General features: G+C 25.0%; 13 protein-coding genes and 1 other RNA gene. 10 read left to right on the plus strand and 4 right to left on the minus strand.

Translation table 11 applies throughout. From position 1 onward, the window contains the following. The 4 genes from dnaA (at window position 1) to ACAN_RS00020 (ending at window position 5470) form a co-directional block, all read left to right on the plus strand. On the plus strand, window positions 1-1317 hold the full coding sequence (gene dnaA, locus ACAN_RS00005) for a chromosomal replication initiator protein DnaA (RefSeq protein WP_079578164.1): 1317 nt from the start codon (window positions 1-3) through the stop codon (window positions 1315-1317). A gap of 158 nt (window positions 1318-1475) precedes the next feature. Further along, entirely contained in the window at window positions 1476-2546 is a 1071-nt protein-coding gene (gene dnaN, locus ACAN_RS00010; protein WP_099334871.1) for a DNA polymerase III subunit beta, read from the plus strand. Between the two features lie 27 nt (window positions 2547-2573). Then, window positions 2574-4886 (plus strand): DNA topoisomerase (ATP-hydrolyzing) subunit B, encoded by a 2313-nt coding sequence (gyrB, locus tag ACAN_RS00015; protein ID WP_099334870.1) that lies wholly within the window; start codon window positions 2574-2576, stop codon window positions 4884-4886. Window positions 4887-4951: 65 nt separating this feature from the next. Then, a complete protein-coding gene (locus ACAN_RS00020) occupies window positions 4952-5470 on the plus strand; it encodes a hypothetical protein (protein ID WP_099334869.1) in 519 nt (172 codons plus the stop codon). A gap of 20 nt (window positions 5471-5490) precedes the next feature. Here the strand turns inward: ACAN_RS00020 and ACAN_RS00025 are convergent, their stop codons facing one another. Next, a complete protein-coding gene (locus ACAN_RS00025; RefSeq protein ID WP_099334868.1) occupies window positions 5491-5871 on the minus strand; it encodes a hypothetical protein in 381 nt (126 codons plus the stop codon). Window positions 5872-6073: 202 nt separating this feature from the next. Between ACAN_RS00025 and ACAN_RS00030 the strand changes: the two genes are divergently transcribed. The 4 genes from ACAN_RS00030 (at window position 6074) to ACAN_RS00045 (ending at window position 8062) form a co-directional block, all read left to right on the plus strand. Then, window positions 6074-6481 (plus strand): VOC family protein, encoded by a 408-nt coding sequence (locus tag ACAN_RS00030; RefSeq protein ID WP_099334867.1) that lies wholly within the window; start codon window positions 6074-6076, stop codon window positions 6479-6481. A gap of 149 nt (window positions 6482-6630) precedes the next feature. Further along, window positions 6631-6951: a hypothetical protein gene (locus ACAN_RS00035; protein WP_099334866.1), complete on the plus strand. Its 321-nt coding sequence runs from the start codon at window positions 6631-6633 to the stop codon at window positions 6949-6951. Between the two features lie 103 nt (window positions 6952-7054). Then, window positions 7055-7432 carry a preQ(1) synthase gene (gene queF / locus ACAN_RS00040; RefSeq protein ID WP_165773074.1) on the plus strand — a complete coding sequence of 126 codons (378 nt, stop codon included), beginning with the start codon at window positions 7055-7057 and terminating at the stop codon, window positions 7430-7432. A 9-nt stretch (window positions 7433-7441) separates the two neighbouring features. After that, on the plus strand, window positions 7442-8062 hold the full coding sequence (locus ACAN_RS00045; RefSeq protein ID WP_099334865.1) for a DNA-binding protein: 621 nt from the start codon (window positions 7442-7444) through the stop codon (window positions 8060-8062). 42 nt (window positions 8063-8104) lie between these two features. Here the strand turns inward: ACAN_RS00045 and ffs are convergent. Next, an RNA gene (ffs, locus tag ACAN_RS14165) (signal recognition particle sRNA small type) lies at window positions 8105-8201 on the minus strand. Between the two features lie 144 nt (window positions 8202-8345). Here ffs and ACAN_RS00050 point away from each other — a divergent pair. Continuing rightward, the gene (locus ACAN_RS00050; protein ID WP_228150658.1) at window positions 8346-9263 is read left to right on the plus strand and encodes a DMT family transporter; all 918 of its coding nucleotides are present in this window, start codon (window positions 8346-8348) and stop codon (window positions 9261-9263) included. Further along, the gene (locus ACAN_RS00055) at window positions 9263-9682 is read left to right on the plus strand and encodes a YqaA family protein (RefSeq protein WP_099334864.1); all 420 of its coding nucleotides are present in this window, start codon (window positions 9263-9265) and stop codon (window positions 9680-9682) included. The genes ACAN_RS00050 and ACAN_RS00055 overlap by 1 nt, the downstream gene beginning before the upstream one ends. Here the strand turns inward: ACAN_RS00055 and ACAN_RS00060 are convergent. Beyond that, window positions 9679-11580 (minus strand): sensor histidine kinase, encoded by a 1902-nt coding sequence (locus ACAN_RS00060; protein WP_099334863.1) that lies wholly within the window; start codon window positions 11578-11580, stop codon window positions 9679-9681. The two genes, ACAN_RS00055 and ACAN_RS00060, sit on opposite strands and share 4 nt — an antisense overlap. 30 nt (window positions 11581-11610) lie before the next feature. Next, a complete protein-coding gene (locus ACAN_RS00065) occupies window positions 11611-12507 on the minus strand; it encodes an RluA family pseudouridine synthase (RefSeq protein WP_099334862.1) in 897 nt (298 codons plus the stop codon). Window positions 12508-12523: the final 16 nt, after the last annotated feature.

Raw genomic sequence — 12523 nt, forward strand, 5'->3', positions numbered from 1 at the left:
ATGACAAATAAAGAGTTTTTAGCAATTATTAAACAAGAATCAACAGCATTAGATTATAATAGATATTTAAAACAGCTAGTTTACAAAAAAATTTCATCTGATGAAAAGATAGCTGTATTTGAAGTATCAAATAAATATATTGCTTCGTGGATAAAAAGTAAATATAGAAATCTTATACAACACTGCTTTGAAACTATTGATGGAACAAAGCCAGAAATAGAGATAAAAGTAGCTGGTGAAAAGAAAACTAAAAAAGAGATTATTACTGAAAAACTAAAAAATGATACAGCTGAAAGTACAATATTAAACCCTTCATATACATTTGACTCTTTTGTAGTTGGGGGCTCAAATCAAATGGCTTACAACGCTTCACTTGCTGTATCTAAAAAACCTGGTATTCAATACAATCCATTATTTATTTATGGGGGAACAGGACTTGGAAAAACCCATCTTTTACAAGCAATTGGAAATGATGCAATCCAACAAGGAAGAACAGTTATTTATGTAACAATTGAACAGTTTATGAATGATTTTACTTTCTCAATTAAAAATAAAAACATGGAACACTTTAGAAATAAATATAGAAAGTGTGATGTTTTACTAATTGATGATATTCAATTTTTAAGTGGAAAAGAACAGACTCAAGAGGAGTTTTTCCATACATTTAATGAACTTCATAATGCAAAAAAACAAATAGTTATGACATCTGATAGACTTCCATCTCAAATTGCCGGACTTGTTGATAGATTAAAGTCTAGATTTGAGTGGGGATTAACAGCTGATATTCAAATTCCAGGACTTGAAACAAAAATTGCTATTATTGAAAAGAAATCTGAATTAAATGGAATTCATTTAAGTAGAGAAATTATTAACTTTATTGCAACTAATTTAGATAACTCAATTAGGGAAATAGAGGGTGTTCTTATTCGAATTAATGCAAGTGCTTCTTTACTAAATCAAGAGATTAATTTGGAATTAGTTCAAGGTTTATTAAAAGAGCAAATTAAAGAAACAAAAGAGAATATAAAGTTACCTGATATTATTAATTTAGTAGCAAGTGAGCTAAATATTAAACCAAGTGATATAAAATCTAAAAAAAGAACTGCAACTGTAGCAAATGCTAGACGAGTAGTTATATATCTTGCAAGAGAATTAACTCATAACTCAATGCCTGATATTGCAAAGTTTTTAGGTATGAAAGATCATAGTTCTATTTCACATAATATAAAAAAAGCAAATGAGTTAATAGAAAAAGATGAAAACTTTAAATTAATCATCGAAAATTTGAAAAATAAGTTAATAAATAAGGAGTGGTAAAAATAAGTTTAAGTAGATAGTGTGAAAAGGTGTGAATATAAACATTTTGTTATTCACTTTCATTTCGTACGATGAAATGGAAGTTTCAAAGGTATTTTCATCTTTTCACACACACTACTGCTACCACTACTTAAAAGAAATAATAAGAGGAGATCTAAGTGAAATTTATTATCACAAAAAATATCATTGAGAATATAGTTTCTTCAATGCAACCATTTTTAGAAAAAAAAGATGCAAGTGCTATTACTTCACATATATATTTAGAAGTAAACAATGATAAACTTATCATAAAAGCAACAGATTATGAGATTGGATTAGAGTCTCAAATCGATGAACTAAATGAAAGTGTTAATGGTAAAGCAACTGTTAATGGTTCAAATCTATTAGGAATATTAAAAAGATTAAAAGATTTAGAAATAATAGTAGAAACAATAGAAAACAATTTAATAATTAGACAAAATAAATCTACTTTTAAATTACCTATGTATGACCCAGAAGAGTATCCAAGTTTACCAAAACCTGATAATATAAATAAATTAGATATTAGTATGCTAAATTTAATTAATTCTATTAGAAAGATTACTCCTGCTATTGATAACAATAATCCTAAATTTGAATTAAATGGAGCATTAGTTGATATAAAAAGTGATAAAATAAATTTTGTGGCAACAGACACTAGAAGATTAGCAGTATCTCATTTGCAAAATATATCAAATGATCAAAATCAATTTATAATTCCAAAAAAAGCAATAATAGAGATTCAAAAACTATTTTTAGATGATGCAACTGTTGCTTATGATTCAACAAACTTAATTATTTCAAATGAAAGAATGACATTTTTTACAAAACTAATTAATGGAAAGTTTCCAGATTATGATAGAATCATTCCAAATAGTTTAAAATACAATTTCTCTTTACCAAAAGATATGTTAATTGAATCTATAAAATTAGTTACATCACTATTTTCAAATATAAAAATTACATTTAGTTCAAATACAATTATATTTGAATCACTAGATGAAGATAGTGAATCAAAAACACAAATTGATATAGATTTAAATATAGAAAATACTTTTTATTTAGCAGTAAATGCAAAATACCTATTAGATTTTTTAAGTTTAACAAACAATGAAAATGTAAACATTGGTTTTAATGAATCAAATTTACCATTTTATTTAGAAGATGAGAAATTCTTTACAATTGTAATGCCAATAGTTTTAGAAAAATAATATAGTATATTAAAGAAGGAAAATTAAATGAGTCAAGAATACGGCGCTAGTAATATTAAAGTTTTAAAAGGTCTTGAAGCTGTAAGAAAAAGACCAGGTATGTATATTGGTGATACAAATACAAATGGTCTTCACCATATGGTATATGAAGTTGTTGATAACTCAATTGATGAAGCAATGGCTGGTTATTGTAAAAATATTAAAGTTACAATAACAAAAGATAATGTTATTAGAGTTAGTGATGATGGTAGAGGTATTCCAACTGAAATTCATAAAGGTGAGGGAATCTCAGCTGCAACAGTAGTTTTAACAGTATTACACGCAGGTGGAAAGTTTGATAAAGATACTTATAAAGTTTCAGGTGGATTACATGGTGTTGGTGTATCAGTTGTAAATGCTTTATCTAGCGAACTTAAAATGACTATTTATAGAGAAGGTAAAATTCACTATCAAGAGTTTTCAAAAGGTATTCCAAAAGCTCCTTTAGAAGTTATTGGAGATACTAAAAAAACAGGTACTACTATTGAGTACTTAGCAGATGATTCAATTTTTGAAATAGCTGAATATATGTATGATACATTGGCTAAAAGATTTAGAGAAGTTGCCTATTTAAATCCTTTTATTTCTATTACTTTAGAAGACGAAAGAACTAAGACAAAAGAAGTTTTCCACTTTGAGGGTGGTATTGCTCAATTTGTTACTGATTTAAACAAAGAGACTGCTTTATGTGATGCTATTTCATTCTCTGATAGAGTTGATGATGTTGAAGTTGATATTGCATTGATGTATAACTCTTCATATACAGAAAAAACTATCTCTTTTGTTAATAATATTAGAACAATAGACGGTGGTACTCATGAAGCTGGTTTTAAAGCTGGTCTTACTAGAAGTATTGTTAAATATTTAAATAATAATGCAAATGCAAGAGAAAAAGATACAAAAATTACTGGTGATGATGTAAGAGAAGGTTTAATAGCTGTAGTTTCTGTAAAAGTTCCAGAACCTCAATTTGAAGGACAAACTAAAGGTAAACTTGGAAGTTCTTATGTAAAACCAATAGCACAAAAATTAACTGGTGAGCAATTAGATAAATATTTTGAAGAAAATCCAACAGCTGCTAAAGCAATTATGGATAAAGCTTTAATGGCTGCACGTGGTAGAGAAGCAGCTAAAAAAGCTAGAGATTTAACTAGAAAAAAAGATTCAATGACAGTTGGAACACTTCCTGGTAAATTAGCAGAATGTCAAAGTAAAGACCCTGCAATTAGAGAGTTATATCTAGTTGAGGGAGATTCAGCAGGTGGTTCAGCAAAACAAGGTAGAGATAGAGTTTATCAAGCTATTTTACCACTAAAAGGTAAAATCTTAAATGTAGAAAAATCTAGACTTGATAAGATTTTAAAATCTGATGAAATTAGAAATATGATTACAGCTCTTGGTTGTGGTATTGGTGAAGATTTTGATGATGAAAAAATTAGATATCATAAAGTAATTATCATGACAGATGCCGATGTTGATGGAAGTCATATTCAAACACTTCTATTAACTTTCTTTTTTAGATTTTTAAGACCTGTAATTGAAAAAGGTTATTTATTTATTGCACAACCACCTTTATATAGATATAAAAAAGGTAAAAATGAGACTTATTTAAAAGATGATACTGCTTTATCAATATTCTTAATTGAAAATGGTTTAGAATCATATGAGTTTGAAGGTTTGGGTTACAATGATTTACTAGATTTATTTAAAACTGTTTCTAGATATAGAGAAATGCTTTTACAACTTGAAAAAAGATACTCTTTAATTGAAGTATTAAAACATTTGATTGAAAAACCTGATTTAGTAAAATTAGATTATACTGCTTTATATGAAGAAGTAAAAGGTTTTCTTGAAAACAAAGGTTATAATATTTTATCAAAAAGCATAACTGATAATATGATTCAATTATTTGTTCAAACAAAAGAAGGACTTGAAGAACTTCTAATTGATGATGAATTATTTGCATCTCCATATTTTAGTGAAGCAACATATATATATTCAAGATTGGTTCAAAGAGATATATCTATGTTTAAAAATGATTTAATTGATGAATTAGAGTATATAGAAAGTTTAGCTAAAAAAGGTGCTTATATTCAAAGATATAAAGGTCTTGGGGAGATGAATCCAGAGCAGTTATGGGAAACTACAATGATACCTGAGGATAGAAGACTTCTTAGAGTTACAATTGAAGATGCAGAAGTAGCAAGTGATACATTTACACTATTTATGGGTGATGAAGTAGAACCTAGAAGAAACTATATTGAAGAGCATGCAAAAGATGTAGAGCACTTAGATGTATAAAAGAGGCTAAGTCCTCTTTTTACTCTCCTTTAACCTTTCAAAATTTTTAATTATTTGGAGCTTATATGAGAAAAAAAAATCTCTTATCTTATGAAGCAAAAATAGTTTTAGCAATAATTATTTTACTTTTACTGATTTTTTTACCAATACCTTTTTTAGATACAATTATAAAAATTAAAGATTATTTTATAATTAATTATAAAAAATATATTTCACCATATCCTATTTGGATACAAATTTTAGGAGTAATAACTCCTATTATTATATTTATTATTATTAAAGTAATTCAAAAAAATAGATGTAAATATACACAAGATGTATTTTATGGTATTAAATGGACCTGGTCTTGGAATAAAGATAAAGTAGTAAACTTAAAATGTTATTGTCCTACTTGTAATGAAGAGCTTTATTATGATGATACAGTTGCTTATGAAAACTCAACAGTTAGAAAGTTTGAGTTTATTTGTGATAATTGTAATAAAGCAGTTGGTACTATTGCAAATGAAAATAAAAATTTGCGTTCTTCAAAGATTATTAACAATGAAATTCAAAGAATTATCAAAAAAAGAGTATCACAAATGTAAGATGGCATATTGCCATCTTTTTAAAATTTGGAGTTATTATTTTGCCAATTCTTTTTTTCTAAAATTTTTTCTTTTATTTTCCAAACTTTTTTTATCTTACTATTGTCAATATAAAAAAGTTCATATAAAGCAAAATTAATATTTGATTGTTTTATTTCGCTTACACTTAAAACAAACTCACCTTCTGCTAATATCATATGATTTTTTATATAACTATTATCTTTAATAATTTTATCATGAATATATTTTTTTATTAAATTTTTGTTATTTTTTGTTGAATTTTTATTTAAAACCTTTATAGATAAGTCACTAATTAAATCTTTATTTTTAATAGTTTGTATATTATCCCAATGCTCAATAATTAGGCCATTTTCAAATCTAAAAATATCAATTATATGCATATAAGTATTATCTTCTCTTGAGAGTGTTTGAGCAATTACATGATTTTCATCTTCAAATACTCTAACTACTTTTGTTTCTATATCTTTTTTTGTAAAAACTCTACTTCTAATAAATCTTTCATAAATAGATTATAAAGAATTAATCATAATAAAGCAAACTACATAATCTTATAGTAAAATATAAAAAACTTTAGGAATAGTTATGATTATTGAAAATTTAGACCATTTAGTACTAACAGTTAAAGATTTAGATAAAACAGTAAAATTTTATACTGAAATTTTGGGAATGAAAAAAGAGATTTTTAAAGATACTAGGATTGCTTTAAAGTATGCAAATCAAAAAATAAATCTGCACAAGCTTGGAAGTGAGTTTGAGCCAAAAGCTACAAATGTAAAACAAGGAAGTGCTGATTTATGTTTTATTGTAAAAGATGATATAAATGATGTATTTAAATTTTTACAAAAAAAAGCTATAAAAATTTTAGAAGGTCCAGTTTTTAGAACAGGAGCATTAGGAGATATTTATTCTATTTATATAAATGACCCAGATGGAAATTTGATTGAATTATCAAATTATATAAAAAATAATGACACTAAATTGTCATTTTAAAACTTGAATAATAGGTATTTTAATAAATAAAGTGTCAAAATTGTAAAAAATATAAAAAAGATATTTTTTACTACATAATTTAATAATTATATTTTAAATTTATGATATTATTTTAAGTATATTTTAAAACTATACTTAAAGGGATATTTATGTATGCTAAAGAAATAAGTTTAAATGAGAAGTTGGATATTGCAAAAACAAGTGATAATCTTGATGAATTAAAAACTTTAGTAGATTGTGAATCAATGCTTGTAAGACGAGCAATTGCTAGAAATAAAAATATTGATGAAGAGATTGCAAATTTATTAGCTTTTGATCCAGTTTTAAATGTAAGTTATATGGCATCAAATAATCCAAACTGTACACAAAAAAGAGATTTTTCTAATTACTCACTGATTGGTTGTGTAGTGTGTGATAAAGATGAAAGAGAACTTAATTGTGTAGAATGTCAAAATAAAAAAATTTATTAAATCTATTATTTAAATACCTAAAGATTTTTATACCTGCTACACTTGTAAGTAAGTTTTTGATAAAATTGGCAAAAATAAAATATTAAAGGTTATTTAAATGGAAATGAAATATGGCGAAAAAGAGATTGTTGAGTTTGATATTAACAATGAAGAGCATTATTGGCCAAATAAAAATGAAAAAAACTATATTATAAATATTGAATTACCAGAGTTTATGGCAAAATGTCCAAGAAGTGGATACCCTGATTTTGCAACAATTAAACTTCAATATACTCCAAATAAAAAAGTAATCGAATTAAAAGCTTTAAAAATCTATATCAATACTTTTATGTATAGAGAAGTTTCACATGAGAATTCTGCAAATGAAATTTTTGATACATTGTATGAAAAATTAGAGCCAAAATGGATGAAAGTAGTTGCAGATTTTAAACCAAGAGGAAATGTACATACTGTAATAGAAATAGACAGCGCAAAAATGTAAGGATAAGTCTTGGAGAGATTAGTAACTACTTCTCAAGCAGCTCAAATTCTTGGGCTTTCTCTTCAAGGTGTACACTATAGAATAAAAAACAATCAATTAAAATCTATCAAAAAATCTGGAAAAACATATGTTTATATAAGTGAACATGTAGAAGATAAATCTAGAGAAAATGAAAAACCTGTTGAAATTATAGAAATAAAAGAGCTAATAAAAGTAAAAGATGAACAAATAGATTTATTAAAAAAAAATATGAAGTGGATGAAAAAACAGTATACTTCAGAGATTGTAAGACTTGAAAAAAATCAAAAAAAAATCATAGAGGTTTTTAATAGAGAAATAGATTTGTTACAAAGTGCATTTAATGAAATGCGTTCAATTTATAAACCACAAATACAAAATCAAAAAAAACCACAAGAGCCCGAAGAAAAAACGCAAAAACCAATAAATGAAGAAATAAAATATATAACTTTACAAAAGTTTACAAAAATGATGAAAGCTTATGGCAAATCTGATTTAGAAATTAAAACTATAATTTTAACAGGTGTTAAAAGTAAAGATCATAGGTTTTTATATGATAAAAAAAGTAAAAAAGTAATAATAAAAGATAGTGATTTTAAAGATTTTTTATAAAGTAATAAATTTTAAGCAAAAAAAAAGAGTGCTTTATAGCACTCTTCTCCAGATACCCAAACACACCATCAAGTAAGGTGCCTTGCTGTGTTCCCACCCTGGGGCATTGTCTTAAATGATAATTGCAAGGGTCTAAAGAAGAGCACTCAAAATAGTAAACTATTCTCAGTGCTTCTCTTTAAGAGATGTATTTTAACTAAATAAACTTAAAAAAAATTTTAAAAAAGACTGTTTTAAGGAAAATTGGATATAAATTTGGTCTATTTAAAAAAAAGAGTTTAATTTGGGAAATAAAATTAGTATATTAGGAATTTTATCTTTAACTTTTGCAATGTTTATTTGGGCAAGTTCTTTTATTGCTTTAAAAGCTGCTATGAATGAATATGGAGCACATACAGTTATTTTTGTAAGAATGGTTTTTGCATCTATGTGTTTTTTGATTTTTATTAAAAGTTTTTTAAAATATGATTTTACAAAAAAAGATATATTACTTATACTTTTATTAGCTTTATTTGAACCTTGTTTATACTTCTTATTTGAATCAAAAGCATTACAATTAACTACTGCTTCACAAGCGGGTATGATTGCTTCTTTAATGCCTTTAATTACATCTGTTGCTGCTGTTTTTATATTAAAAGAGTTGATTTCAAAACAATTTATTTTTGGTTCAATTTTAGCTGTATTTGGTGCTATTTGGTTAAGTTTAGAAGCAACATCAAGTATTACTGCACCAAACCCAGTACTTGGCAATTTTTTAGAATTTTTAGCAATGGCATGTGCTGCTGGTTATACAATTGTTGCAAAACATTTAACTTATAAGTTTTCTGCAATATTTTTAACAGCTGCACATGCTTTTATAGGAACAATATTTTTTCTGCCTCTTGCATTTTATGAATTTACTACAACACCTTTTGTTTTTAAACTTGAAGGTTTTTTATGGACAGCTTATTTAGGTATTATTGTAACTTTAGGTGGTTATGGTTTATATAATTATGCATTAACTAAAATAAATGCTTCAAAAGCTTCAATTTTTATGAATTTGATACCTGTATTTACTTTAGTGCTTGCCTATATTATTTTAAATGAAAGATTAAGTTATATTGAAATTACTGCATCATTTGTAGTACTTTTTGGTGTATTTATTTCACAAATTAAAATTGTAATTCCAAAAACTATATTTAATTTATTTAATAAACAATAATGACATATATTAGTCTGTTTTTCATATCTTTTATTTCAGCAACCTTATTACCAATGGGAAGTGAGGCTTTTTTAGTTTTTAATATCAAGGAAAACTATAATATCTATTTACTTTTACTCTTTGCTACACTTGGTAATACTTTTGGTTCTTTATTAAACTATTTTTTGGGTTTAAAAGGTGAAGAGTATTTAGAAAATAAAAAATATTTAGATAAAAAAAAGATTGCAAAATATAGAGTTTTTTTTGATAAATATGGAGCTTTTTCATTGCTTTTATCTTGGGTTCCTATTATTGGAGATCCTTTGACATTTATAGCAGGTGTTTTAAAATATAATTTAAAGTTTTTTATACTTATTGTATTATTTGCAAAGTTTATAAGATATCTATTTGTTACATTAGTGACTTTATCTATAATCTAATCATTGATTGTTGGAAGAGTTATTGTAAATCTTGCACCTTTATAAGAATTACCTTTTATATTAATTGTTGAGTTTTCTACTTTTATATTTCCTTTCATATGTTTAGTAATGATTTCTTTACTCATATAAAGTCCAATTCCTGTTCCTTGTTGCTCTTTTTTAGTACTAAAATAAGGTTCAAAAATTTTATTTATTATTTTAGTTGAAACTCCACCTGCATTATCAGTTATTATAATTTTTACTCTATTTTTTGTTTGTTTTGTTTCTATTACAATAATTTTATGATTTTGTTCTTTTTTTACAAGTTCATCTCTTGCATTATTTAAAATATTTATTAGTACTTGAATAAGTTCATTTTCTAAACCAAAAATTTCAATCTCATCAATATTTTTTTCTATATCAATACTTTTTGCTTTAAATTGTGCACTAATTAAAGATAGACTTTTCTCAAATACATCTGTTGTTGTAAATTTTTCTTTTGTTTTATTTGGTTTAAAGAAGTTTTGAAAGTCATCAATTGTTTTTGATAAGTGCTTTGTAGCTTTTGTAATTGCATCTACACTCTCATCTAAATCTTTATCATTTAAAGTTCCAAACTCTTTTTGCATTTTAATTCCACTTGAAACAGTAGATATTAAAGATAAAGGTTGTCTCCATTGATGGGCAATATTTCCTATCATCTCACCCATTGAAGCCATCTTAGATTGTTGGGCTAATAAGCTATCTTTTTTTCTATTTTTATTTATCTCTTCATATATTTTCTCTTTATATTTTAAAAAACGCTTTTTGATAATATTTGATGTATAAGAAGATATTACTAATAGTATAATAGTAATTATTATACTTATAATTAAAATATTTATTATATAAGATTTATTTTTATTTTTTAATTCTTGTTTTTTCTCTTCTAATATTTTTGTAAATTCGCTTTTATAAAAACCTGTGCCAATAACCCAATTCCATGGTTTAAAGCTTTTTATATAAGAGGTTTTTTCATTTTCAATTTCATCTTTTAAACTTTGATTGTATGTTATAAATCCATCATCTTTTTTTGCTTCTTCTATGATTTTATTTAGTAAGATTTTTTCTTTTTCTTTTTCTTTTTGAAGTTTTGATAGTTTAGCATTTTTGTGAACTAGTATATTTTTATCAAAATCAAATAAAAAAATATATCTTTGGTTTTTTTCATTCATCTTTTTTATATATTTTATTATCTCATCTTTTATATCATTTTCAAAATCTTTTAAATATTCACCTGTTCCAATTGTAATATTTAAAGGTTCAAAATATTTATAAAAAGATATTTTTTTATAAATTCTTTCTCCCTCATTTGTAGGTTTACTCCAATAATAAATATCAAATCTTTGGGTTTTATTTTTTATAGTCTCTACTATTGTTTTTACAAACTCATAACCTTTTGCATCTTTTAAATCTATATAGTTTTTATTTTCAAGATTTTTGTTTAGTGGATAAAGTCTATTATTTCCTTTTATATCATGAATAAAATAGTAACCTCTTTTGTCATTAAATCTAACATCTCTTAGTGCATCTTGTATCATTTTTAAGATTTCAGCTTTAGATTTATTTTTGTTCTCTTTAAAAATATTTGTAGCAATAGCATGAGCTTCATTTACTCTACTTTTTAATTGAGCTTTTAAACTCTCTTCGCTTCTATCTTTTTTATATAAAATATACTCATAAATTTTCTCAACTTCAAGTTTTATCTCTTTTTGTCTGTGTATAAAAAATTCATGTTCAATTTTTTTGATATCTTGTTTGTAGATGTTTTGGTTATTTAAAATAAGTAAATAAGTAGTTATTGTAGATAGTAAAAGTATAAATAATAAAGGCGCATATTTAATAATACGTAAAATATTTTTTTCATTACTTTTAAACATGCGATATTATAGTGTTTTTTATATTAATTTTTACATATAAAACTCTTTTAAGATTTCATCGTTTTTAGAAAATAATTTATAAGTTGTATTATTATAGTTAAACTCTAAATAATTAGCATGCAACCAAAGTCTATAACTACCTGTTTTTTCATATCTTTTTTCATCATCAAGCTCTTTATTTAAATAAGCTTCTGCAATATCATCATCAATTCCATAAATAGGATCTCCTATTATTCTATGTCCAATAGAGTATAAGTGAACTCTAATTTGATGTTGTCTTCCTGTATGAGGAATTGCTTCTACTAATGTTATGTTCTTTTTACAATTATAATTTAATGGCTTAACAATAGTTAGTGATTTTTTTCCTTCTTGAGAAGTTTTCATCCTAACACCGATATTTTTTCCCTCTTTTTCTAAATAGTTTTCAATAGTAATCTCTTCTTTTAATTCACCCTGAACTATTGCAAGATATGATTTTTTATACTCTTTTTCAATAAACATATCTTTTAGTCTTTTTTCACTTTGTTTATTTTTACAAACTATTACTAGCCCAGATGTTTCAGCATCAATTCTATGGGCTAAATTTGCATTATTTCCAAAATGATAACGAATCTCATCTAATAAAGAGTATTTTGTGTTTTTTGAAATTGGATGAACCATTAGTTTTGTTGGTTTATCAAATAAAGCAAAATCTTTAAATTCAAGTAAAGGATTAAGACCTCTTGTATGCCCCTCAAACTCTGCTATATATATACAATTTGTATTTATTTTTTCATTTAAAATAAAAGGTTTTTGATTTTGGTCAAAAACTCTTGCTCTACTAATATACTTTTGCGCTAACTTGGGCTCTATCTTTAAATCTTGCAGTAAAAAATGTTGTATTTTTTTGCCTAAAATAGCTTCATATTTTTTTAAAATAAAAGGCACAAACTTTTCCTAAAAA

The sequence above is a fragment of the Malaciobacter canalis genome, assembly GCF_008000835.1.
In the GTDB taxonomy this organism is placed as follows: domain Bacteria; phylum Campylobacterota; class Campylobacteria; order Campylobacterales; family Arcobacteraceae; genus Malaciobacter; species Malaciobacter canalis.

What these genes read in the sequence shown, in the direction of transcription:
- ACAN_RS00020 (WP_099334869.1), top strand. Translation starts at nt 4,952, where the DNA reads ATGAGAAAAAAAAATCTCTTATCTTATGAAGCAAAAATAGTTTTAGCA.
- dnaA (WP_079578164.1), top strand. Translation starts at nt 1, where the DNA reads ATGACAAATAAAGAGTTTTTAGCAATTATTAAACAAGAATCAACAGCA.
- gyrB (WP_099334870.1), top strand. Translation starts at nt 2,574, where the DNA reads ATGAGTCAAGAATACGGCGCTAGTAATATTAAAGTTTTAAAAGGTCTT.
- ACAN_RS00025 (WP_099334868.1), bottom strand. Translation starts at nt 5,871, where the DNA reads ATGCATATAATTGATATTTTTAGATTTGAAAATGGCCTAATTATTGAG.
- queF (WP_165773074.1), top strand. Translation starts at nt 7,055, where the DNA reads ATGAAATATGGCGAAAAAGAGATTGTTGAGTTTGATATTAACAATGAA.
- ACAN_RS00030 (WP_099334867.1), top strand. Translation starts at nt 6,074, where the DNA reads ATGATTATTGAAAATTTAGACCATTTAGTACTAACAGTTAAAGATTTA.
- ACAN_RS00060 (WP_099334863.1), bottom strand. Translation starts at nt 11,580, where the DNA reads ATGTTTAAAAGTAATGAAAAAAATATTTTACGTATTATTAAATATGCG.
- ACAN_RS00035 (WP_099334866.1), top strand. Translation starts at nt 6,631, where the DNA reads ATGTATGCTAAAGAAATAAGTTTAAATGAGAAGTTGGATATTGCAAAA.
- ACAN_RS00055 (WP_099334864.1), top strand. Translation starts at nt 9,263, where the DNA reads ATGACATATATTAGTCTGTTTTTCATATCTTTTATTTCAGCAACCTTA.